The sequence below is a fragment of the Acinetobacter yuyunsongii genome, from assembly GCF_041021915.1.
In the GTDB taxonomy this organism is placed as follows: domain Bacteria; phylum Pseudomonadota; class Gammaproteobacteria; order Pseudomonadales; family Moraxellaceae; genus Acinetobacter.
Window position 1 is genome coordinate 2,928,972 of record NZ_CP157435.1, and the last position, 22,312, is coordinate 2,951,283.

The following is a 22,312-nucleotide window of genomic DNA, read 5'->3' on the forward strand; positions in this document are numbered from 1 at the left end:
TTAAAAAAGACCGCGCGAAAGCGCGGTTTTTTTTATATTTTAAGATAAGTCATTTTGTTCAAAATAAAGTTCGCCCAAAATTGGCATAAACAAAGGTATAACGCCACAAGCTTTTATTTCTTCAATAAACTCAGGAATATTCACCCCAGGTAATAACTGTGGTGGTGCATCAATCGGTGTCACCATGCTATCCCAATGACATGGAATAATGTATTTAGGTTTCAGCAAGCGCACGACATCTTTGACATAGTTCGGGCGATATTTGCGTCCAATCGCACATAGACAAACAATATCTGCTTGCCTCCCTTGTAATTCTTGTTCAATAAAATCAGCTGAATCAATGTGTACAACGCGAAGATGCCCCGTATTAATCCACCAATTAAACACTTGACCATGCCGCAGGTGATGAAATCTGGGAGGATAAGGAGGTGGAGTGGTCATATCCCCTGGTAAAGGCACACGACCAAACAGTGCCTTACCATGTATGGATGGTAAACCCACCACTTGCCATTGACCACAATCTATGATTTCTCTCCCCTTTGTTTCAAGCATTTGCGATTCAGACAAGCCTGCTGAACGTCCATACATTAAAGTCGCTTTGGATCCAATTAAACGTGCTCCTGTTTGCTTACAAACCTCAGGTGCATCTAAAATATGATCGTAATGAGCATGCCCAATCAATACATCATCTGCATTTGGTATATGTTGTCTGACTAATTCAGGATCACTCAATAAAGGCTGAGTAAACGTTTGGGTTAAGTTTGGACGACTGATAAAAGGATCAAGCGCAACTGTACGATGCTGATCAGAAAGAATGAATCCCGCCGTCCCCAAATATTTGATTTTTAAATTTTTAACGTTTGCCTCAGCAGGAGAATCTGCTGTCCATACAGTATCAGGCGCTTTCAGTAAATATTTCAGCATATTGTGCCTTAATGTTTATTTTATTTATTCCTTCAGAATATGCATTAAAGCAGAATGTGATACATGTTGATATATTTTCCAGATATCTCTTATTCTTGTTATAGTTCAATTTATTTAGATCAAAAGTCTCTCTTAAACTGATTCATCTCATTTTCAGAAGAATAGAAAATACAATCATGCGCTTTTTAATTTTTTCAGGGTTAATTATTTTCTTATTAGGGTTAAGTTATCAAACTCAGAAACATCCTCAACTAAAATTCAATTCATTAGCTGACCGTATCACTCATCCAATAGATACTCGCCTGCGTTATCGAATCGCTGAGGTAGATCCTCGTTTTAAACTCAGTGTTGAGCAGGTCGAGGCCATTAGCCAGCAAGCCACGCAGATCTGGAAAGATGGTACGGGAAAGGATTATTTTATCCATGATCCGAATGCAAAGCTCGCGATTCACCTCATTTACGATGAACGCCAACAAGAAAGTGAACAACGCAGAGAACATATAACTCAACTCGAAGCGAATCAACAGGTATGGAAAGATAAAAAACAGCAATTAGACCAAATTGAACAAGAAATTATGCGGAGTAAGCAATTTTTAGATTTAAAACAACAACAACTCAATCAACAAATTCAGCAATATAATCAAGAGCAGCTTTCTGCTCAACACAACCAATCTTCATCTGGGGATTCGACATATTTTCAGCAAAAACAACAAGAGCTACAAAGTAATATTGAGTTAGTGCAACAAGAAGTGAATCAATACAATCAAAGAATTACTCAATTAAATCAAAAAATAGATGAACTTAATTCACTGGATCAACAACTAGATGCTTCAGTCAAACAATACAAACAACGCTTTCAACCACATTTATTTCATAAAGGCTTATTTAATGGAAAACAAATTTTAATCTATGAGTTTGAATCAGATAACGATTTACGATTAACACTAGCACATGAACTAGGACACGCCCTTGGTTTACAACATGCAAACAGCCCTCAAGCTTTAATGCACCCTATTATGAAAGATCAAGAGATGGACCATTTCCGTCTCACTCAGGCCGACCGTGATTTATTATTAACAAGATAGCCTTTTATGGCTGAATTCGCCCTACAACAAGAGATTCAAGTTTATAATCAAAAAACTCAGCAACTTAATCGAGATATTCAAAAACTCAATCAAAATAATAAGCAACTTGTAGCATCAGCTCATCAATTTAATCAAACATTTCAGCCACGTTTGTTTCACAAAGGGCATTTCAATGGTAAACAGATTTCTATTTATGAATTTTCCTCAGTTGATGACCTGCGTTTAACGCTTGCACATGAATTTGGTCATGCATTGGGACTTAAACATACCCACAATTCAAAGTCCCTCATGTATCCACGTATCAAGGAACAGGATGCCAAGGACTTTCAGCTGACCGACACTGATCTGGAATTATTGGGTTTGTCCCGATAAGCCCAGTCCAAACGCATCATTGATTTCCCGAATGATGTTTTTGAACAAGATAACAAGAATGGGTCGATTCTTTTGATTTATTCATGTTATTGTGTCGATAAAACATTATTTTAGTCTTAAGCGGAGATCAACATGAGTTATTATCATATCCTGATTGAGGTGAACGATCACATCAGTACGATTGAGCAGACTCGTGATATTGAAATCTTGGATATTCAGGATCTTAGTCCGTATCTTCATTCTATTTTGATCCCCTATTTCAATGAACATGAATTAGAGTTTGAAGATGAGAATCTTACTTATAATGAAGTTCTACATCTCGAAGTTAAACAAACGCTCTTGCCAATTGAACACCTGATTGAAGAAGAACAAAAACAACTACCTAGCGATACAGATGTGACCATTACTGCTTACGAGATTTTTAATGATCGTGATTTAAGCCAAGATGTCACTGCGGTAATTTTTGATATTTTAGAAGCCATAAAATTAGATGCTGCACCCTAAATAAAATAAGGTCTGTGTTTAAGCAGACCTTATTTTATTTAAATATACTTATTGCATCATTTGTTTTGCTTGCTCTTGCCTAAATGCACGTAAAATTTGTTGACCAGCACGACCTGTAGGATTCAGGCCTAAGCGCGTTTGCTCTTGGCGAATGGCTTGACGACTTTTGTCTCCAATCAATCCATCCACCACACCAATATCATAACCTCGCTTGACCAAAAACTGCTGAATTTCGCGACGCTCTGCTCGAGAAGTCCCTGCATCATCCGTTGGCCAAGACGTTAAAAATGCTGTACCACCTCGTAAACGATCAGATAAATGAGCGATCGCTAAACCATAACTTTCAGCAGCGTTATAGCTATAAATTGCATCAAAGTTTTTAAAGACCAAAAATATTGGACCATTTGCGCCCGCAGGTGAAATCAATCCAGCAGGCGTACTACCCGATAAATTACCTTGAATTAAAGCTGTACCATCAGCACGTATCACCCCTTGCTCAATCCAACTATTTAGAGATTTTTTATTACGACGGCTTTCGCCCGCAATTGACACACCTTGTGGAATTTTGACTTCAAAACCCCATGGCATACCTGTTTGCCAACCTGCTTGTTTTAAAAAGTTTGCCGTCGAAGCCAAAGCATCTGTGGTACTTGAAACCAGATCACGGCGACCATCACCATCAAAATCTACTGCTAAGCGCTCGTAGGTCGATGGCATAAACTGGGTATGACCAAAAGCCCCTGCCCATGAGCCATAGAGTTGATCTTGTGCTAAATCACCACGCTGTAAAACACGCATCGTCGCAAAAAATTCACTACGGAAATAACTTTGGCGGCGACCCTCGCAACTGAGCGTTCCCAAAGCCTGCAATAATGGATATTTACCTGAAATATCGCCGTAGTTACTTTCCACACCCCACACCGCCACTACAGTTTCTGCGGGTACACCATAAGCCTGTTCAACTCGATTTAAAACAGAACGATGTTGAGCAAGTTTTTGTTTGCCCACTTGGACACGCTCATCATCAACCAAACCTGATAAATAGTCCCAAATTGGAGTCGAAAATTCAGGCTGGTAATTTAATTTATCAATGACTGAATAATCAGGCGTTAGGTTTTGTGTATAACGATCATAAGTCGCACCAGATACCCCAGATGCAATTGCCTGAGAACGCAAGTTCGCAATACACGACTGGAAATTTGTATTTGGTGAATAGGTACTGTTGGATGGTGCTGTCGTTGTCGCTGACACCGTTGCACCATTAATAATGAGTTCTGCATGCGCTTGATTAAATAAAGCAAATAAGGCAGTGCCCATAAATAAAGAAAAATGATGTTTCATGTCTTAACCAAAGTTTTTAAATTTAAATTTCCTATTCACCTTAACATGCTGTTTGAATATGTATCGTTTGGAAACGTAACTTTGAATTCATTTATTGTCTTTTAAATTTAAAACCTAATTTTTAAATTCATAACTCCACCATCGTTTTAAATTTAAAAGTTACCAACACCCTTCATTTAAATTCAAAAAAAGCATCAATCACTATCTGTATTTTTGAATTTAAAAAATAACTTCATACCAACCATGTTTTTGAATTCAAAAATAGATACTTCATTTAAATTCATTCCAGTTTACTAAAACAGCTCAAACCCACACACTATTACTTACATTTCATAAAATTAAAATCAAAAATAGATATCCACAGCCTCAAAATTTAAATTCAAAACACAGCAACACCTTTGGTTTTAATTTTAAAAAATGCATATTTTTGAATTTAAACCACAACACTCAACAACCCAGCACAATTTAAATTCAAATTTTTCATACTATTTTAAATTCAAAAGCCCAGCTTAAAGTTATCCACAGCACTCCAAAAATGGTATCGCACATTTTTGAATTTAAAACTTTAAATTCAAAAAATCATACGCAATAAAAAAGCGATCCAAAGATCGCTTTTAGATAATGTGGGTAAGTTTAGAGATTCATATCATCTGTCAGTGCTAATGGAACTGGTAAAATCTTCGCCAACTGACGACACAAGTCGGTTAAATCATCACGGTCATTCGGCATCAGTGTGATATGGCCCAACTTACGACCTGCACGCTCAGACTTATTATAAAGATGTAAATGCGCACCTTTGAGTGCTAAAACATCTTCTGATTTAGGGTGTTGACCAATGATATTGATCATCACTGTTGGACGCACAATATCGGTTGCTCCTAGCGGCAAGCCTGCTACTGCACGGATATGATTTTCAAACTGCGAGCAAATCGCACCTTCAATCGACCAATGTCCTGAATTATGAACACGACATGCCATTTCATTGGCATAAAGCCCTTGTTCAGTCACGAATAATTCAAGTGTAAGTACACCCACATAATTAAGATGATTCAACAACCGAGTAATATAGTCTTGTGCAACTGGTTGTAAATCTGTGCTATTTGGTGCAGGAACGATTGAGTGTGACAATATGCCATTGTGATGGTGGTTTTCAGCAAGTGCCCAAGTTTTAACATCACCATCCTGTCCACGCACCGCAATAATGGATACTTCACGGCTAAATTTCACAAAACTTTCTGCAATCAAGCTTTTGGCAGGCCCTAATTCAGCCCAAGCTGTATCAATTTGATCTTCAGAACGTAATACGAACTGACCTTTACCATCGTAGCCACCTGTTACGGTTTTTAATACGATAGGTAATCCCAGTTCAGCCACGGCTTGCTTTAAGCTCTCTAAGCTATCCACAGCACGATACGGTGCAACTGGAATACCGAGTTCGTCAAACAAACTTTTTTCTGCCAAGCGATTTTGTGCTGTCGCCAAAGCAAGGCGAGGAGGGTGCAGTGTTTTGGTTTGGGTCAAAACATCTACATCAGCAACAGGCGTATTTTCAAATTCAAGACTGAATACATCGGCACTTGCGATGAAATCTTGTAGTGCTTCTGGATTTTTACTTGAAAATACAGGACCTAAAATAGCTGCTGGGCAGTCTGTTTCGGCTTCGAAAAAGCTACATTGAATATTGAGTGGTAAAGCTGCTTGCGCCATCATGCGCCCAAGCTGTCCACCACCAAAAATACCGATGGTTTTATTCATGATTGGCCCCGTTATACTTGACCAGGAATGTTATTGTTCGATACTTTTTCGGTTTGAACTGTGCGGAAATCAGCCACATTTTTAGCAATATCTGGGCGGGTTAAACCTAGAATTTGCGCTGCAAGAATTGCCGCATTGGTTGCACCTGCCTGACCAATTGCCAGTGTTCCCACAGCAATACCCGCTGGCATTTGTACAATCGAAAGCAATGAGTCAACGCCATTTAAAATTGAAGATTTAACAGGCACGCCAAGCACAGGTAAATCAGTTTTAGCAGCACACATCCCCGGTAAATGCGCCGCGCCACCCGCACCTGCAATAATCACCTGAATACCACGATCACGTGCTGTTTCAGCATATTCAAATAAACGATCTGGCGTACGGTGCGCAGAAACCACCTCAGCTTCAAAAGGAACACCCAATTGTTTGAGCATATTAGCGGTATGTTCAAGGGTTGCCCAATCGGATTGAGAACCCATGATAATCCCGACTAAAGGTTGGCTATCTGTTGCGACCGCATTCATTGGCTTTTCCAAAACATGATAAAAATAGGGAAATGTCTCGACTTACGCCAAGCACAAAGGAATCAATTGGCAAATATTATAGCGGTTTTTTCAGGCATCCCCAACTAAAGAACATTTTTACTGATCCCCCAAAATTAGCTCTGGTTACGGAACACAAAATAGACACAGCCCATTAAGCAAAACATCGCCCAGACATAATCCAACTTGAATGGTTGTTTAAACAGAAAAATCATAAAGGGCACAAACACAATCAGCGTAACAACTTCTTGGGTGATTTTCATTTCGCCCAAACTCCAACCCTGTTGATTTAATAGTTTAGTTGCAGGAATCATAAAACTGTATTCCAGCAGGGCAATACACCAACTAAACAAAATCGCTTGCCAAAGCGGGGCATCGTGTAAAATTTTAAGATGCCCATACCATGCCAAAGTCATAAAACAGTTAGAAATGATCAATAGGCATAACGCCAGCAGAGGGAAGCTCAACATAATGTCCTTTGCAAAATAATATTTTAAAAATACTGGAATTTTATCATTCCTCAACGTCATTATAAGTAAAGAACAACAACGAATTTTGACTATCTTTTCAATGTCAGCCTTGCTATCTTTTGAGGCAAATTTTTAACTGCATAACACACGTTTTACGTGAATGAATAAAGCGAGATACAACATGCATCTGCATATTTTGGGTATTTGTGGCACATTTATGGGGTCTTTGGCTCTGTTAGCACGAGATTTAGGACATAAAGTCACAGGTTCAGATGCCAATGTTTATCCACCCATGTCGACTCAACTGGAAAATGCAGGTATTGAATTGATGCAGGGCTATGACCGTAGCCATTTACAACCGCATCCTGACCTTGTGATCGTCGGTAATGCCATGAAACGTGGTATTGATGCGATTGAATACATGTTAAATGAAGGCCTGCCTTATATTTCTGGCCCACAGTTTTTGGCAGATCATGTCTTGCAGGGCAAGCATGTACTTGGTGTGGCGGGGACACATGGCAAAACCACAACCACGACCATGCTGGCTTGGGTGCTGGATCAGGCAGGTTTAAACCCTGGCTTTTTGATTGGTGGCGTACCACTGGGTTTTAGTGAGAGCGCGCGTTTAGGTGGTGGAAAATATTTCTGTGTAGAAGCCGATGAGTATGATTCTGCCTTCTTCGATAAGCGTTCTAAGTTCGTTCACTATCATCCAAAAACTGCGATTTTAAATAACCTTGAATTTGATCATGCCGACATCTTTGATGACCTCGCTGCCATTCAAAAACAGTTTCACCATTTAGTGCGTACCATTCCAAGTGAAGGTCGTATTATTGCGCCGATTACTGAAACCAATATTGATGAAGTGCTAGAACAGGGCTGCTGGACGCCTGTGGTTCGTACCAGTCTTGAGCCAAATGACCAAGCCGCTTTATCTGCTGAATTGGTTAGTGCCGATGGCAGCCATTTTAACGTGCTTGAACATGGCAAAGTAATTGGCGAAGTGAAATGGAATATGACGGGTCAGCATAGTGTTGCCAATGCTTTAGCCACCATTGCTGCAGCGCAGCATGTCGGTGTAACGATTGAACAAGCCTGTGAAGCCTTATCCAACTTCGGTGGCGTTAAACGCCGTATGGAGCTGTTAGGTAGGGTGCGTGGTATCGAAGTCTATGATGATTTTGCTCATCACCCAACTGCGATTGAAACCACGCTGGACGGCGCACGTAAACGTCTAGGCGAACGTAAACTGTGGGCGATCATTGAGCCACGCTCTAATACCATGCGTATGGGCAGCCATAAAGATGGTTTGGCACACTCTGCACGATTGGCCGATGAAGTGATCTGGTATCAACCAGAGGGCTTGGACTGGGATTTACAGCCTGTGATTGCCGCTTCATCAAACAAGGCCGAAGTCAGCCGCTCTTTAGATGAGATCATTGCCCGTGTGGTGAATGAAGCAGGTGAGGGCGATGCTGTGGTGATTATGTCGAATGGTGGTTTTGGTGGATTACACCAAAAGTTGATTACGGCTTTGTCGTAATCTAGCCTATAGCACACTTTCATAATTCAATCTTGTCACGGTATTTACTACCGTGACAGGCGGCATGGATGCTGCCCGTTGAGCAGGGGTTACATGGACGTACCCTCTGCTCAACAAAGGATTTTTGTTACCTTGCGGAGTAAACTCCTCACCCATGAAAAGTAAGGAAATGCCTATAAAAAACAATTAAACCTATTCAGTCTATATGAGGCTGTGCAGCCTTTTCCAAATGAAACATATCCAATCCATTTATTGTAATTAACTCAATTTATTTACCAGTTTTAAAGGCAAAATTTTCATTGCAATTGCCATTGGTAACCACGGCCACTGCGGCACATACGCCTTCACGGGTTCCTTCTCAATCGCTTTCACCAAAGCCTTACTTCCAGTTTTCTCATCCACTTCAAACGGTAATTTCTTGGCACCTTCATTCAATTCAGTGCGAATATAACCTGGGAAAATCGTTGAGACTTTAATTGGCGTATTCAACAACTCGGCACGAATCCCTTCAGCCAAATGCGCCACCGCGGCTTTACTCGCGGCATAGGTCGATAAATGCTTTGGTAAACCACGCATTGCACTCATCGAGGAAATCACCACCAAATGCCCTTTATTTTGCGCTCTAAAGATTTCAACCGCGGCTTCACATTGCGCCAATGCCGAAATAAAATTGGTTTCAGCCGTAGCGCGGTTTACATCAAAATGACCCTTACCGATACGGCGACCTTCACCCACACCTGCATTGACAATAATTCGGTCAATCGTTCCAAATTCTTGCTGAAAGGCTTTAAAAACCGTAAACACATCATCGTAATGGGTCACATCCAGCATCTTAATCCCCACCCGAATCGAAAACTGGCTTTGTAGCTCTTGTTTGAGTGTTTCCAAACGTTCCAGCCGCCGTGCACACAACGCAAGATTATAGCCTTTGGCAGCAAACTCACGCGCCATACCTGCGCCCAAACCCGAGCTTGCCCCTGTAATTAAAATGGTCTTTGCCATGCCTGCCACCTATTTTTTAAATCCATGTTAAAAGTTCAGCATCACGTGTTTTTAAATAATGATGCTCATTAAAACTGAGTAACTGCAAACGCCCATCCACCCAACGCAGCGTGGTGATACTGGCATTGGCGATGGACCAGTTCAGTGCAAAAATCTGTTTAGCATCCAGACCTAATACTTTACCTACCGCCACAGAAATCACGCCACCTGAACTAAATACCACGGCTTGACGCTGTTGTGTCGCATCAAGATGCTCACACAGGGTTTGCAAAGCAGTTTCTACACGGGTCTGAAAGCCTAACCAAGTCTCATGATATTCATGGTCATATTGCGCTCCAATCCAGCGGTCAATCGCACCATCAAAGATTTTGGCCAGATAAGCACGTGGATTAGCAACCAGTTCAACATCCTGTTTCAGCAATTCAGGCCGATTAAAACGTGGTTCATATTGAGCAAAGACATGCTGATGATCAAACTCATTCCACGCCGATTCGGTTTGAATGGATGCATTATGGAAACTTTGCGATAAAGCGAGTTGCGCCGTCTGCTGATGACGTTGCATTGAACCTGCAACCACTAAAGGCGTTTGTTTTAGGGTTTGTTTAAAAAAATCACCCACAACCTGTGCCTGTTGTTCACCTTTAGCTGAAAGCTGATCGTAGCTCGCTGCGCCAAACGACGCTTGCCCATGTCGCACCAAATAAATTGTGCTCATCGTTTTAAAATATCCTGTAGTTTTGCAGCATATTCAGCAATCAATGGACGTGCTTGCGGATTGTTTTGGGCTATCAGTTTTAAAGCCCGAATATGTAAGGCATGAATCAAAATCCAAAAATCCTTAAAGGCGGGATTATCAGTTTGCTGATGGTAATAACGATAATAAATCTGTTGCGCAATCACAGCTAAACGGAACAAACCAAACACTTCATAAAAAGCCCAATTCGTTGGTTGCAAACCTGTTTTTTCCAGATAGTAATCCACCACCTGTTGACGTGTCAGCATACCTTTTAAATTGGTCGGTTGACGGCGGCTTGATTTCATCAGCGCATCATCATCCTCTTGAATCCAGTAGGCGAGGGCACTGCCCAAATCCATCAATGGATCACCGAGTGTTGCCATTTCCCAATCTAGCACCCCAATCACCTGAGTCGGTTGTTGTGGATCTAAAATGACATTATCAAAACGCCAGTCATTATGAATCACGCAAGTTTTAGCATCGGCAGGGATATGTTCCAATAACCACTCACGCACAAAAGCAAAATCAGGCACATTCGGTGTGAGGGCTTTGCTATAACGTGCATCCCAACCTTCGACTTGACGGCGACAATAACCTTCACCTTTGCCCAGTTGTTGCAATTCTGTACCTTGATACGGCACTTGATGCAGCTCGATCAATTTATCTAGAACATTCAGGCACAATTGCTGTACCTGTTGCTCATCTAACTGTAATTCTTTCGGTAAATTGGCGCGTGGAATAATACCCTCGATCCGTTTCATCACATAGAAGTCACAGCCAATTACGCTCTCGTCCTGACACAGTGCCATCATTTCAGGCAGGACAGGGTAGAACGGCGCAAGATGCTTCTGCACATTGTATTCACGTTCCATATCATGTGCTGATTTGGCTTTGGTGCCTTTCGGTGGACGGCGTAAAATTAGATCTGCATTGTCATATTGCAGGCGATAAGTCCAATTCGATGCACCCCCCGAATATTGGGTGACTTGTGCCTGTCCTTGTAGATTTATACCTTGGTCTTTTAACCACGTTTCCACTGCGGAAATATCCAGTTCTTCGCCATGCCGAACCTGACCACCCACATCAATCACTGCCATTTTCTTATATCCTTATCCACGACCATAGCCACGTTTTTTGAGTTCTAGTTTAGCAATCATGCCCTTATGTACTTCGTCTGGTCCATCAGCTAAACGTAAACTGCGTGCTTGATTGAAAAATCCTGTCAGCGGAGTATCGCGTGATACACCTTCTCCGCCATGAATCTGAATCGCCATATCCACCACATTTTGCAATACGGTTGGTGCAACCACTTTGATTGCAGAAATTTCGGTGAGTGCCGCCATATTACCTAAAGTGTCCATCTTGTAAGCCGCATACAGCGTTAATAAACGGGCTTGGTCGATTTGCACACGGGCTTCTGCCACACGTTCTAAATTCCCACCCAACTTTAATAATTCTTTGCCAAAGGCTTTTCGGGACATACCACGATCAATCATCAGTTCTAAGGCTTTTTCAGCAGCACCGATACAACGCATACAATGATGGATTCGCCCAGGCCCTAAACGCCCTTGTGCAATTTCAAAACCTTGTCCTGCACCACCAATAAAGTTGCCGACAGGTACACGTACATTGTCAAAACTAACTTGCCCATGTCCATGTGGCGCATCGTAATCACCAAACACAGGCAACATTCTTTCAATCGTCACGCCTTGCGTGTCAATCGGTACTAAGACCATCGAATGTTGATGATGACGGTCTTTGCTCTCGTCAGGGGTATAAGCCATGAAGATAATCACTTTGGCATTGGGATCACCCAAGCCCGATGACCACCATTTACGCCCATTCAGGACGATTTCATCACCATCAATCACTGCCGTGGCTTGCATATTAGTGGCATCACTGGAAGCCACGGCGGGTTCAGTCATACAGAACACTGAACGGATTTCTCCTGCAAGCAAAGGTTGCAACCATTGCTGTTTTTGTGCCTCGCTACCATAGCGCCATAACACTTCCATATTGCCGCTATCAGGTGCATTACAGTTAAATACGGTGGGTGCAAGTAAGCTACGTCCAGTCAGTTCGGCAATATGCGCATATTCCTGAACCGATAAACCAGCACCTAGTTCAGCATCAGGCAAGAACATATTCCATAAGCCTGCTGCTTTGGCTTTGGTTTTGAGTTGTTCGAGTTGAGCTGGCCACTGCCATTTGGTCCAGTCACCATCGACATTAAGTTGATGCACTTCATCCCAAAATGCTTTTTCAATCGGTTCTATTTCTTGTTGAATAAAAGCTTGTGTTCGCGCGATAAAATCCTGTGCACGTTCAGATAATGCAAACATCATCATTTCCCTCAAGGTAAATATGTGGCGAAACTGAATTCGCTGCTTTACATCACCATAAGCGAAAATTTATTATGAATGAAATGATTTTATTTTATTCAAAACTATGAATCAGATTCATAATAATAGCCCATTGGAAGTGGCTCACTTTCATCGTATTGATATTAATTTATATCCGTTGTTTATTGCGATTTTTGAACAAAAGAGCATTTCCAAAGCTGCCCAATTGTTGTGTATCAGCCAATCTGCGGTCAGCCACGCCTTGCAGCGTTTACGTGTACAACTTAAAGATGAGCTGTTTGTGCGTAGTGGGCAAAAAATGCTGCCTACGCCTTATGCTGAGCAGATTTATCAGCCGATTCAAATGGCTTTATTGAGTATTCAAAAGATTGCTATGCCTCAGCAAGATTTTAGGCCGAGCATGCTACAAAGTATAAAAATCGCGATTCATGATGAAATCGAACCCATTATTTTTCCTCAATTAGTTCATCATTTTGCTCAACTCAATCTTGATATTCAGTTTCTGAGTTCTAAGTTAGATCGTAAAAATATGTTGGCTGATTTGTCAGCTCAACAAATTGATTTTGTGATTGATCTGGTGCAACCGTATCAAGCTCATTTACAGTTTGAAAACCTGATTGAAGACCATTTTGTGGTCTGCACACAGCAAACTAAAATGAATTTATCGCTCTATTTATCATCACCGCATATTGGTGTGTCATCACGGCGTACGGGGTTATTATTGGAAGATATTTATCTTAATCGGCAACAATTGTCTCGGCAAATTTTTCTACGCTGCCAGCATTATGCAACAGCTTTACAGGTCTTAGCGCAGCACCCAAATGCAATACTGACTATTCCACAAAGTATTCTAAAACATCTACACTATTCAAAAGATTTACAGATTCATGCACTTCCGATTGAATTACCCAAAATCAATATGGGTATGTATTGGCATGAGCACGTAAAACACAATCCTCGACATCAATTTTTACGCAACGAAATCCTAAAGATTTTTAATCACAATTTATTTGATGAAGATTTGCACATTGTTTAAAAGTGTGTAATTCTATAGCTACATTTGGATGTCATCATCCATACAAAATTCGTTTGACAAGGGGAGTAGCCTCCTCCAAACCTAGGTAGTGTAGTTAAAATACTTAGGTGTCAGAGCTTCGTCATTACACTTTGCAAAAAGTCGGACTCTGAGCATCGCAATCGATTTGTGATGTAGGCAAGACCTTGATCATGTTGAAACAGATGTATTTATTCATCTGGCAACTGGTCAAGGTTTTTTTATGCCCAGTTGCTAGATATGGAGTTGTGATGGAAACTATCGGTAATCTATGGCTGTATGTCGTATTCTTCGGCCTTGTCACAGTCATGCTTTTGGTCGATTTTTTAGGCTTTAAACAAAAACAAAACCAAGATGTTCCAATCAAGCAAGCCGCTTACTGGAGTATTGCTTGGGTCACTGTGGCAGTGCTATTTGGTGGGGGCTTGTGGCTCTATCTACAGCAAACAGTAGGACTCACCCTTGCGAATCAAAAAACCATGGAATACTTCGCAGGTTATCTACTGGAAAAATCACTAGCAATTGATAACGTCTTCGTTTGGCTGATGATCTTCGCAGCTTTTGTAATTCCACCTGCATTGCAACGTAAAATCTTACTTTATGGTGTATTAGGTGCAATTGTTTTAAGAACCATCTTTATCTTTATTGGGGCTTGGTTCGTACAAGAATTTTCTTGGGTACTTTATATTTTCGGTGCATTCCTTGTTTATACAGGTTTTAAATTCCTGAAAGGTCAAGACGAAGAAACCAATATTGAAGATATTAAATTACTGAAATGGTTACGCAAACACATGCGTATTACCCCTCAACTTGAAGGTAATAAATTTTTCGTCCGTCAAAATGGCGTGTTATGGGCAACACCTTTATTTTTAGTTTTAATCTTAGTTGAAGCATCTGATGTTATTTTCGCGGTTGACTCTATTCCTGCGATTTTTGCGGTAACCAGTGACCCGTTCATTGTATTAACAGCGAACTTAATGGCGATTTTGGGTTTACGTGCAATGTTCTTCCTGTTGGCTGGTGCCGCAACCAAACTGCATTACCTACCGTATGGTCTGGGCATTATCTTACTGTTCATCGGTGCGAAAATGTTATTGCTGGATGTGTTCCACATGCCAATCTGGATTTCATTGGGCTTTATCGTACTGGTACTCAGTATCACCGCTTATCTATCATTACGTCATAATAAAAAGCAGTTGCAATCTTAATCAGTTGAATTCAGGCATTTGATAAATTCAGGTGCCTGAACAGTTAAATCATAAAAATAGACTGTACATTAAAAAAACAGATCAATATCATATGGCGGCTTAAAGCTTTTATCTTTCCTAATCAGAAACATAATAAACAAGACTTGCTCACATATTTATGTCGATCAAGCAAATTAAAATGAGTGGGGTCTCATGCGTTCTAAAAAAATTAATCTTGTAGTTGTGCCATTGTTACTGAGTGCTTGCAGCCATAATGATGGGCCGCTAGTACAAGATGTTTATAACAATCAATATGATTGTGCAACAGACTGGAATACTGAAACTTGTGAAGAAGAAAATGGCTCAGGAAGCGGAAGTTCTACTGCTGGCGTTCGCTATTATGGTGGTTTTGGTTCTGGGCATTATTTAGGACCACAATATTATCAACATAATCGTGAAGTCTCTTTTAAAGGCAACACCTTGAGACCACATACCAATCTCAGTGTGGGACAACCTTCAATTTCAACCACTGCAAAACGCTCTTCTGTATCATCACCTATTCGTGGCGGTTTCGGTCGTGGCGGCTCATCATTTGGCGGCTAATTAAAAGACTGAAACTCAAGATGAAAAGAAAAATATTAGCACCCCGCACAGACTGGCAACTCGAACACCAAAAAATTGGTTTCGATTATTTTAATTTACCCTCACTGGATGGCTCAATTTACTGGTCAGAAGGAATTGCCTACGAATTTACACTGAAGCAAATTGAACAGCTTGAAGATGCAGCTAATGAACTGCATCAAATGTGTTTAGCTGTGACAAGTGATTTGATTCAACGCGGTAATTATCCTGATTATTTCCAGATTCCAGTTGCTGCAATTGCACAAATCGAGCAGTCTTGGCGACAAAATGCGCCGATGCTGTATGGACGCTTTGACTTTGCCTATGATGGGCGCCATGTCAAAATGCTGGAATACAATGCTGATACTCCCACAGGACTGTTAGAGGCATCAGTAGCACAATGGCTATGGATCGAACAAGTATCTGGGATTTCGAATCGAGATCAGTTTAACAGTATTCACGAGGACTTGATTAAGCGTTGGCGAACCATTCTGCCAAGAGGTAGCTATGTGCATTTTGCCGCCTGTCAGGAAGCAGGGCGGGAAGATTGGGGCAATCTGGAATACCTGATGGATACCGCTTTTCAAGCGCATCTACAAGTTTCTGAACTTTCAATGGAAAATATTGGCTGGAATGGACAGAGTTTTGTTGATCTGAATAATCGACCCATTCAAAACCTATTCAAGTTATATCCTTGGGAATGGATTTGGGAAGAATCATTCTCTCAATATCTGAGTCCGCAATCGAATTGGATCGAACCATGTTGGAAAATGCTGCTCTCCAATAAAGCGATTTTAGTGGAGCTTTGGAAACGCTATCCAAATCACCCACTTTTAGTTGAGACCCATCATTTTGATCCCCAGCAAAAATTCTCTGGCAAATGGGTCAAAAAACCGATATTAGCAAGGGAAGGGGCGAATATCCGAGTGTTGCAGAATGGTCAGGATCAAGGGGCTGCTTCTGGTAGTTTCTATTTTGATGATTACGATAAATATGGTTATGTGGTACAAAAATGGGTAGAGACTCCATTGTTTGCTGGTCAGTTACCGACACTGGGGTTATGGATGGTCGGACATCAGTGTGCAGGCATGTCGATTCGTGAGGACTGCTACGACATTATTGGCAATGATGCCCATTTTGCCGCGCATTATTTTATAGAGTAAATCTAGATAACAATCATCAATCGGTCAGGATTTAATGACATACATCCTGACCGTATCAAGTTTAAATCGTATGTGCTGCCACACGTTTCATATAAGACACTAAGCGAGTGAAAAATAAAATTTGCAGAAAAATGGTAAAAGCCGAAACACACCATTCGTACCACATTTCAAATGCGGTTTGCGCTAAACCAAAATATTGATAAACTCCCAATAAAACCAGCCCAAAAACAATGCCAAACACAGTATTTTGCATCAAAATAGGAAAGGACAACGCCGTGACCCGATTTAAGAAATGGATACCTTGATCAGCACCATTGGCTTGATAAGTCCGTTGAATCCCAATCAGCATAATCAGTAGGGTCAATGCAGCTTCAATCCCAATCACTCGAATATCAGAATAAGGCGAATACATACCGTAATAGTACACCGCACTCACCACCAATGCCGCTGCGAGATAATAGTTTTTATAATGTTGTTTACTTAGAGTATCTTCAGCCAACTCATGCGCTAAAGCTTTGGTATTCCAATAATACATGTGTATTTTTCTCAAGAAGTATCATTATTGCTGACAATTTACGTATTTACACCGAAAAGTAAAGTGAATTGATCCAATCAATTACTCATACCTCGCTCGGCTTTCTATACTTAAATTAGACGAATAATCCAGTAAAACGAGCAAAATCGAGTACAATCAATCGAAAAAATAAATTGGTAGGTTGTTATGACTTTGGCTACTCCCATCACAGTTATTCGTGGTCGCTTCTTAGATATTCAAAAAACCGTTTCCCAAGCGAGTGAAATTGCCGATCAAGTCCGTTATCTCGAAGATGGTGTCATCATCACAGAACAAGGCAAAATTCGCTGGTTTGGCACGTGGAACGACGCTCAAGACCATCTACCTGCAAACGTTGATATTCAGCATTATCCAGAGCAACTGATCATCCCAGGCATGATCGATACGCATATTCACTTTGCACAAACGGAAATGGTCGGTGCTTACGGCGAACAGCTTTTGAGCTGGTTAAACACTTATACGTTCCCAACTGAAATCCAGTTTAAAGACAAAGCTTATGCGAGCGAGATCGCCAAGTTTTTTGTGAATGAACTGCTTAAAAATGGCACAACCACTGCACTGGTATTTTGTACGGTTCATCCTGAATCAGTAGATGCTTTATTTGAAGCCGCAGAACAGCATCAGATGCGTCTAATTGCAGGTAAAGTCATGATGGATCGTCATGCCCCTGAAGCTCTGTGTGATAGCGCAGACAGCAGCTATGACGACTCTAAGGCACTCATTGAGAAGTGGCATGGTCAAGGTCGTGCGTTATATGCCATCACACCACGTTTTGCTCCAACCTCTACACCTGAACAACTTGAAAGAGCAGGGCAACTCAAAGCTGAATATCCTGATGTTTATGTACATACACATCTAAGCGAAAATAAAGATGAAATTGCATGGGTTAAAGATTTATTCCCAGCACAAAAGGGTTATTTAGATGTCTATCATGATTATGGCTTAACGGGTCAGCGTTCTGTATTTGCTCACTGCGTTCATTTAGAAGATGCTGAATGGCAATGTATGCATGAGACCGACTCTGCAATTGCGTTCTGTCCAACCTCAAATTTATTTTTGGGTAGTGGCTTATTTCCGCTGAACAAAACATGGCAGCAGCAAGTTAAAGTTGGATTGGGAACTGACGTTGGGGCAGGAACCTCTTTCAGTTTATTACAAACTGTCAATGAGGCTTACAAAGTTCAACAGCTTCAGGGTGACAAATTATCAGCTTACGAATCGCTGTATCATGCGACCTTAGGTGGCGCAAAAGCGTTAGACTTAGATGACAAGCTAGGCAATTTCAACGTCGGTAAAGAAGCCGATTTTGTGGTGTTAAATATTAAACCAACCGCACTGCAACAATTACGTCAGTCACGTTCCAAATCACTTGAAGATAGTCTATTTGCATTATTTACCATGGGGGATGATCGAAATGTCGAGGCAACCTATATCTATGGACAAAAAGCCTATAGTCAAAACTAAAATTTTAAACAAACAAAAGTTTGGAATTTTATTGTTGGCTATTGGATCTGCGGTGCTACTGAAACGTGACAGTACATCTGCTCAAAATGAAACATTTTCTTCATCATCAAAAGGTGCATGAAATCTGATTTTGTTTTAAAATTGCCACATTAGCTCAAGATTACGAGGTGTTGCAGGTCAACACCTTTTTTATTTTCCCTTTTTTAAGTTTTAGGAATCTACCGATGACCATTGCAATGCGCATTATGATTTCGAGCGAAGAGATTCAAGCCAAAGTCAAAGAACTTGGTGAAAAGATCAATGCACACTATGCTCAAAGTGATAAAGAGCTGGTATTGATTGGCTTACTGCGTGGCTCAGTCATTTTTATGGCAGATTTATGCCGTTCAATCGAAAAACCACATGAACTCGATTTTATGACTGTGTCTAGCTATGGTGGCGGGACGGTTTCAACCCGCGATGTCAAAATTTTAAAAGATCTTGATGGTGAGATTCACGGTAAAGATGTGCTTGTTGTTGAAGATATTATTGATTCAGGCAATACCTTAAGCAAAGTCGTTGAAATGCTCAAAACCCGTAATCCAAACTCAATTGAACTTTGTACTTTGGTAAGCAAACCTTCACGCCGTGAGATTGATTTAGAAGTAAAATTCTTAGGTTTTGAAGTCGAAGATCGCTTTATTGTCGGTTACGGTTTAGATTTCGATCAAAAGTATCGTCACTTACCCTTTATCGGTGAAATCGGTCTTTGATCAATTATAAAGGCGCTTTAAAGCGCCTTTTTTATTCTAGCTTGTTAATCAAAGCACGATAAAGATTGCACAAAAATACGACATAACTCAGTAATCCACTACAGACAGAGTTAGGCTAAATCGAGCAGGATAGTAACAAACAAATACTATGGTAAAACAAGGAGAAAAGGTCATGTGGTCTCTCATTGTAGCGATTGTGGTCGGTTTTTTTGCAGGTTTAATTGCCCGTGCGTTGCATCCTGGTGAAGATAAAGCAGGATTTATTGTTACCACCTTATTAGGGATTGCAGGTTCATTATTAGCAACATATGGCGGTCGCTTACTTGGATTATATGGTGAAAACTCAGCGGCTGGCTTTATCGCATCGGTCATTGGTGCCATTATTATTTTGTTCATCTACAACTTGGTCACCAAGAAAAGTTAAAACAAAATAAATTAAAAATGCCCAAATCATTTTATTACAATGCATTGGGCATTTTTTATTTATAAACCGAGTTCTTTCCAAATCATCCGAATGTCTTCAGCACTCCGCCCGCCAACCATTTTCAGACCATTCCCGAATATCAGCGTTGGCGTTCCTTCTATACCTAATTTTTTCCCTAATTCTAGATTGCGATCAATCGGATTAGTACAAGTTTTTTCTTTAGGCTGTACATTCTTCTGCAATAGGTTTTTCCACGCATAAGCTTGATTAGGATCACACCAAATCGATTTTGAGACCGCAATCGATTGTGCTTTTAGTGGGTAGATAAACGTATAAATGGTGACATCATTGAGCTTATCCAGTTCAGCTTCTAATTTCTTACAATAGGGGCAATTCGGATCTGAAAAAATAGCGAGCTGCTGTTTACCATTGCCCTTTACCGTTTTTATTGCATCTTTTAAAGGTAATTGTTTCCAGTCAATTGAATTTTGCTTTAGAACCAAGTCCTTGGTCAGATTCTTTTGATCTTTTAAACGAACCATCGAACCAATAAACATATGTTGGGCATTTTCATCCAAATAAATAATCTGATTGTCTAAATTGGCACTATATAGTCCTGTCATTTCTGTTGGTTGAATATTGCTAACATGAATATTGGGATATTGCTGATTTAAATTATTTTTTAAGGTTTCTACATTTGCAAAAATCGTCGCAGACGTGCAACTCAATAATGAAAATAAAGCGATTCTTTTCAACATGTCTCATACTCAACTCAAAATTAGTGCTATTTTAATCAGGCTTATCCTCATAAATTGCACAGCTTACTCAGTCACAACCAAAAGCCAACCAATCATCGTCATGTTTCACGTGGAACATCTTTTTTTTTAAAGTGGTTTCAAATCAAAGATAAAAAAGCTCGTTTTGGTAAAAAAATGACAAAAATTCTCACATTGTATTGATATTCATATAATAAATAAAAATCAAACTAGATCGATGGGTTTATTTTTGGAATAATCCAATCACAATCAGCAAGGCAACTTTGGTAATCTCGTTCAGCGTGAATGAAAAGCCATGAAATGACTTACAGAACTTTTGAAACTTCATTTTAAAGAAACAAGGATATGTTTTCCTTTGCATGATTAGTTTTAACTTCACACTATCTGACTCAATCTAGTCTTGTCTTAAAATTTAGGTACATCCATGTATAACGCGGAATTATTAGAAGAAGCCAAAACGTTTATGTTTCATATGTTGACCAAAGTGGTTGAATATGGCGGCTCAGATTTATTCATTACAGCAGACTTTCCACCGAGTATTAAACTCCAAGGTTTAATGCGTCCTTTAGGTCAGCAAACTTTAACCCCAGAAAAAACTAAGCTATTTGCATATAGCTTAATGAATGAAAAGCAACGCCAAGAATTTGAAAATGAATGGGAATGTAATTTCGCAATTAATATTCCAGAAGTATCACGCTTTCGTGTCAATGTATTTAAGCAACAACTACAAATCGGCATGGTTATCCGAACCATTACGTCAGAAATCCCAACCTTCCAAAAGCTCAAACTCCCAGAATCATTGAAAAATGTCATGATGGAAAAACGTGGCTTAGTATTAGTCGTAGGAAGTACGGGGTCAGGTAAATCTACGTCATTAGCGGCCATGATTGACCATCGTAATGAAAACTCAGCAGGACATATTATTACGGTCGAAGATCCAGTCGAATATGTTCATAAACATAAAAAATCAATGATTACCCACAGAGAAGTCGGTGTAGATTGCCATACTTGGCACCATGCTTTAAAAAATACATTGCGTCAGGCACCTGATGTGATTTTGATTGGTGAAATCCGTGATACTGAAACCATGGAACATGCCATTGCTTTTGCTGAAACTGGGCATTTATGTTTAGGAACTTTACATGCCAACAACGCCAATCAAGCATTAGATCGGATCATGAACTTCTTTCCAGATGAACGCCGTAATCAATTGCTGATGGATCTTTCATCTAATATGAAAGCGATTATTTCTCAACGCTTGGTCCGTACTCAAGATGGTCAAGGTCGTCGTGCAGCCGTAGAGATTCTACTGAATACACCATTAATTGCAGAAAATATCTTAAAAGGTCAATTTCATAATCTTAAAGAAATTATGACCAAGTCTCGTGAATTAGGTATGCAAACTTTTGATCAAGCCTTATTCGATTTATATAACGAAGGCGCAATTAGTTATGATGAAGCGTTACGTAATGCTGATTCCTTGAATGAGTTACGCTTACAAATCAAGCTAAAAAGTACTCGTCAAGAAGGAGTTCCAGCTAGTGCAGCAACTTCTTTAAATATGCTGAAAGAAGACTCTGAAGAGCAAGAAATGCAAGGCATTTAAACAAAAAAAACAGCCTAAATAATAGGAATTATTTAGGCTGTTTTTTTAAAATCT

The 22,312-nt window shown here is 40.2% G+C and carries 22 protein-coding genes and 1 pseudogene; 12 read left to right on the top strand and 11 right to left on the bottom strand.

Going from position 1 to position 22,312, the window contains the following annotated elements:
* Positions 1–39 precede the first annotated feature (39 nt).
* Positions 40–924 carry an MBL fold metallo-hydrolase gene (locus ABLB98_RS14030; protein WP_348883296.1) on the bottom strand — a complete coding sequence of 295 codons (885 nt, stop codon included), beginning with the start codon at positions 922–924 and terminating at the stop codon, positions 40–42.
* Between the two features lie 176 nt (positions 925–1,100).
* Between ABLB98_RS14030 and ABLB98_RS14035 the strand changes: the two genes are divergently transcribed.
* From ABLB98_RS14035 to ABLB98_RS14045, 3 genes and pseudogenes are all read left to right on the top strand, one after another.
* On the top strand, positions 1,101–2,009 hold the full coding sequence (locus ABLB98_RS14035) for a matrixin family metalloprotease (RefSeq protein ID WP_348883297.1): 909 nt from the start codon (positions 1,101–1,103) through the stop codon (positions 2,007–2,009).
* Positions 2,010–2,030: 21 nt separating this feature from the next.
* Positions 2,031–2,381 (top strand): annotated as a pseudogene (locus ABLB98_RS14040) (matrixin family metalloprotease); the annotation flags it as partial.
* A 132-nt stretch (positions 2,382–2,513) separates the two neighbouring features.
* Positions 2,514–2,885, top strand: coding sequence for a hypothetical protein (locus ABLB98_RS14045; protein ID WP_004660506.1), 372 nt, complete (start codon positions 2,514–2,516; stop codon positions 2,883–2,885).
* A gap of 48 nt (positions 2,886–2,933) precedes the next feature.
* Here the strand turns inward: ABLB98_RS14045 and ABLB98_RS14050 are convergent, their stop codons facing one another.
* From ABLB98_RS14050 to ABLB98_RS14065, 4 genes are all read right to left on the bottom strand, one after another.
* Positions 2,934–4,226 (bottom strand): lytic murein transglycosylase, encoded by a 1,293-nt coding sequence (locus tag ABLB98_RS14050; RefSeq protein WP_348883298.1) that lies wholly within the window; start codon positions 4,224–4,226, stop codon positions 2,934–2,936.
* Positions 4,227–4,859: 633 nt separating this feature from the next.
* Complete coding sequence (locus ABLB98_RS14055; protein WP_348883299.1) at positions 4,860–5,981, bottom strand: 5-(carboxyamino)imidazole ribonucleotide synthase; 1,122 nt, start codon at positions 5,979–5,981, stop codon at positions 4,860–4,862.
* A gap of 11 nt (positions 5,982–5,992) precedes the next feature.
* Complete coding sequence (gene purE / locus ABLB98_RS14060) at positions 5,993–6,505, bottom strand: 5-(carboxyamino)imidazole ribonucleotide mutase (protein ID WP_004760283.1); 513 nt, start codon at positions 6,503–6,505, stop codon at positions 5,993–5,995.
* Between the two features lie 134 nt (positions 6,506–6,639).
* Positions 6,640–6,993, bottom strand: a complete 354-nt coding sequence (locus ABLB98_RS14065; RefSeq protein ID WP_348883300.1) for a DMT family protein — start codon at positions 6,991–6,993, stop codon at positions 6,640–6,642.
* A gap of 181 nt (positions 6,994–7,174) precedes the next feature.
* Between ABLB98_RS14065 and mpl the strand changes: the two genes are divergently transcribed.
* On the top strand, positions 7,175–8,536 hold the full coding sequence (gene mpl, locus ABLB98_RS14070) for a UDP-N-acetylmuramate:L-alanyl-gamma-D-glutamyl-meso-diaminopimelate ligase (RefSeq protein WP_348883301.1): 1,362 nt from the start codon (positions 7,175–7,177) through the stop codon (positions 8,534–8,536).
* Positions 8,537–8,794: 258 nt separating this feature from the next.
* Here mpl and ABLB98_RS14075 read toward each other — a convergent pair whose 3' ends face one another.
* Genes ABLB98_RS14075 through ABLB98_RS14090 form a run of 4 tightly spaced genes read right to left on the bottom strand, consistent with a single transcriptional unit; the run spans position 8,795 to position 12,616 of the window.
* Positions 8,795–9,538 carry an SDR family oxidoreductase gene (locus ABLB98_RS14075; protein ID WP_348883302.1) on the bottom strand — a complete coding sequence of 248 codons (744 nt, stop codon included), beginning with the start codon at positions 9,536–9,538 and terminating at the stop codon, positions 8,795–8,797.
* 16 nt (positions 9,539–9,554) lie between these two features.
* Entirely contained in the window at positions 9,555–10,253 is a 699-nt protein-coding gene (locus ABLB98_RS14080) for a histidine phosphatase family protein (RefSeq protein WP_348883304.1), read from the bottom strand.
* Entirely contained in the window at positions 10,250–11,371 is a 1,122-nt protein-coding gene (locus ABLB98_RS14085; protein ID WP_348883305.1) for a phosphotransferase family protein, read from the bottom strand. The genes ABLB98_RS14080 and ABLB98_RS14085 overlap by 4 nt, the downstream gene beginning before the upstream one ends.
* Positions 11,372–11,383: 12 nt before the next feature.
* The gene (locus tag ABLB98_RS14090) at positions 11,384–12,616 is read right to left on the bottom strand and encodes an acyl-CoA dehydrogenase family protein (RefSeq protein ID WP_348883306.1); all 1,233 of its coding nucleotides are present in this window, start codon (positions 12,614–12,616) and stop codon (positions 11,384–11,386) included.
* A gap of 106 nt (positions 12,617–12,722) precedes the next feature.
* Here ABLB98_RS14090 and ABLB98_RS14095 point away from each other — a divergent pair, with 106 nt between their 5' ends.
* From ABLB98_RS14095 to ABLB98_RS14110, 4 genes are all read left to right on the top strand, one after another.
* Entirely contained in the window at positions 12,723–13,673 is a 951-nt protein-coding gene (locus ABLB98_RS14095; RefSeq protein WP_348883307.1) for a LysR family transcriptional regulator, read from the top strand.
* A gap of 269 nt (positions 13,674–13,942) precedes the next feature.
* The gene (locus ABLB98_RS14100; RefSeq protein WP_348883308.1) at positions 13,943–14,899 is read left to right on the top strand and encodes a TerC family protein; all 957 of its coding nucleotides are present in this window, start codon (positions 13,943–13,945) and stop codon (positions 14,897–14,899) included.
* 192 nt (positions 14,900–15,091) lie between these two features.
* Positions 15,092–15,481: a hypothetical protein gene (locus ABLB98_RS14105; RefSeq protein ID WP_348883309.1), complete on the top strand. Its 390-nt coding sequence runs from the start codon at positions 15,092–15,094 to the stop codon at positions 15,479–15,481.
* Positions 15,482–15,501: 20 nt separating this feature from the next.
* Positions 15,502–16,662, top strand: coding sequence for a glutathionylspermidine synthase family protein (locus ABLB98_RS14110; protein ID WP_348883311.1), 1,161 nt, complete (start codon positions 15,502–15,504; stop codon positions 16,660–16,662).
* A gap of 61 nt (positions 16,663–16,723) precedes the next feature.
* Here ABLB98_RS14110 and ABLB98_RS14115 read toward each other — a convergent pair whose 3' ends face one another.
* Positions 16,724–17,197, bottom strand: coding sequence for a hypothetical protein (locus tag ABLB98_RS14115; RefSeq protein ID WP_087537324.1), 474 nt, complete (start codon positions 17,195–17,197; stop codon positions 16,724–16,726).
* Between the two features lie 186 nt (positions 17,198–17,383).
* Between ABLB98_RS14115 and guaD the strand changes: the two genes are divergently transcribed.
* The 3 genes from guaD (at position 17,384) to ABLB98_RS14130 (ending at position 19,876) form a co-directional block, all read left to right on the top strand.
* Complete coding sequence (gene guaD, locus ABLB98_RS14120) at positions 17,384–18,700, top strand: guanine deaminase (protein ID WP_348883312.1); 1,317 nt, start codon at positions 17,384–17,386, stop codon at positions 18,698–18,700.
* 224 nt (positions 18,701–18,924) lie between these two features.
* On the top strand, positions 18,925–19,452 hold the full coding sequence (gene hpt / locus ABLB98_RS14125) for a hypoxanthine phosphoribosyltransferase (protein WP_087537326.1): 528 nt from the start codon (positions 18,925–18,927) through the stop codon (positions 19,450–19,452).
* A gap of 172 nt (positions 19,453–19,624) precedes the next feature.
* The gene (locus ABLB98_RS14130; protein ID WP_004660536.1) at positions 19,625–19,876 is read left to right on the top strand and encodes a GlsB/YeaQ/YmgE family stress response membrane protein; all 252 of its coding nucleotides are present in this window, start codon (positions 19,625–19,627) and stop codon (positions 19,874–19,876) included.
* Positions 19,877–19,935: 59 nt separating this feature from the next.
* Here ABLB98_RS14130 and ABLB98_RS14135 read toward each other — a convergent pair whose 3' ends face one another.
* Positions 19,936–20,634 (bottom strand): DsbC family protein, encoded by a 699-nt coding sequence (locus ABLB98_RS14135; RefSeq protein WP_348883313.1) that lies wholly within the window; start codon positions 20,632–20,634, stop codon positions 19,936–19,938.
* Between the two features lie 442 nt (positions 20,635–21,076).
* Here ABLB98_RS14135 and ABLB98_RS14140 point away from each other — a divergent pair, with 442 nt between their 5' ends.
* Entirely contained in the window at positions 21,077–22,258 is a 1,182-nt protein-coding gene (locus ABLB98_RS14140; protein WP_087547921.1) for a PilT/PilU family type 4a pilus ATPase, read from the top strand.
* Positions 22,259–22,312 lie beyond the last annotated feature (54 nt).

Excerpts from the sequence above, each read along its gene's own strand:
- mpl (WP_348883301.1), top strand. The coding sequence starts at position 7,175 with ATGCATCTGCATATTTTGGGTATTTGTGGCACATTTATGGGGTCTTTG.
- ABLB98_RS14085 (WP_348883305.1), bottom strand. The coding sequence starts at position 11,371 with ATGGCAGTGATTGATGTGGGTGGTCAGGTTCGGCATGGCGAAGAACTG.
- ABLB98_RS14050 (WP_348883298.1), bottom strand. The coding sequence starts at position 4,226 with ATGAAACATCATTTTTCTTTATTTATGGGCACTGCCTTATTTGCTTTA.
- ABLB98_RS14065 (WP_348883300.1), bottom strand. The coding sequence starts at position 6,993 with ATGTTGAGCTTCCCTCTGCTGGCGTTATGCCTATTGATCATTTCTAAC.
- ABLB98_RS14090 (WP_348883306.1), bottom strand. The coding sequence starts at position 12,616 with ATGTTTGCATTATCTGAACGTGCACAGGATTTTATCGCGCGAACACAA.
- guaD (WP_348883312.1), top strand. The coding sequence starts at position 17,384 with ATGACTTTGGCTACTCCCATCACAGTTATTCGTGGTCGCTTCTTAGAT.
- ABLB98_RS14135 (WP_348883313.1), bottom strand. The coding sequence starts at position 20,634 with ATGTTGAAAAGAATCGCTTTATTTTCATTATTGAGTTGCACGTCTGCG.
- ABLB98_RS14100 (WP_348883308.1), top strand. The coding sequence starts at position 13,943 with ATGGAAACTATCGGTAATCTATGGCTGTATGTCGTATTCTTCGGCCTT.
- ABLB98_RS14115 (WP_087537324.1), bottom strand. The coding sequence starts at position 17,197 with ATGTATTATTGGAATACCAAAGCTTTAGCGCATGAGTTGGCTGAAGAT.
- ABLB98_RS14030 (WP_348883296.1), bottom strand. The coding sequence starts at position 924 with ATGCTGAAATATTTACTGAAAGCGCCTGATACTGTATGGACAGCAGAT.
- purE (WP_004760283.1), bottom strand. The coding sequence starts at position 6,505 with ATGAATGCGGTCGCAACAGATAGCCAACCTTTAGTCGGGATTATCATG.
- ABLB98_RS14045 (WP_004660506.1), top strand. The coding sequence starts at position 2,514 with ATGAGTTATTATCATATCCTGATTGAGGTGAACGATCACATCAGTACG.
- ABLB98_RS14080 (WP_348883304.1), bottom strand. The coding sequence starts at position 10,253 with ATGAGCACAATTTATTTGGTGCGACATGGGCAAGCGTCGTTTGGCGCA.
- ABLB98_RS14110 (WP_348883311.1), top strand. The coding sequence starts at position 15,502 with ATGAAAAGAAAAATATTAGCACCCCGCACAGACTGGCAACTCGAACAC.
- ABLB98_RS14035 (WP_348883297.1), top strand. The coding sequence starts at position 1,101 with ATGCGCTTTTTAATTTTTTCAGGGTTAATTATTTTCTTATTAGGGTTA.
- hpt (WP_087537326.1), top strand. The coding sequence starts at position 18,925 with ATGACCATTGCAATGCGCATTATGATTTCGAGCGAAGAGATTCAAGCC.
- ABLB98_RS14075 (WP_348883302.1), bottom strand. The coding sequence starts at position 9,538 with ATGGCAAAGACCATTTTAATTACAGGGGCAAGCTCGGGTTTGGGCGCA.
- ABLB98_RS14095 (WP_348883307.1), top strand. The coding sequence starts at position 12,723 with ATGAATCAGATTCATAATAATAGCCCATTGGAAGTGGCTCACTTTCAT.
- ABLB98_RS14140 (WP_087547921.1), top strand. The coding sequence starts at position 21,077 with ATGTATAACGCGGAATTATTAGAAGAAGCCAAAACGTTTATGTTTCAT.
- ABLB98_RS14105 (WP_348883309.1), top strand. The coding sequence starts at position 15,092 with ATGCGTTCTAAAAAAATTAATCTTGTAGTTGTGCCATTGTTACTGAGT.
- ABLB98_RS14055 (WP_348883299.1), bottom strand. The coding sequence starts at position 5,981 with ATGAATAAAACCATCGGTATTTTTGGTGGTGGACAGCTTGGGCGCATG.
- ABLB98_RS14130 (WP_004660536.1), top strand. The coding sequence starts at position 19,625 with ATGTGGTCTCTCATTGTAGCGATTGTGGTCGGTTTTTTTGCAGGTTTA.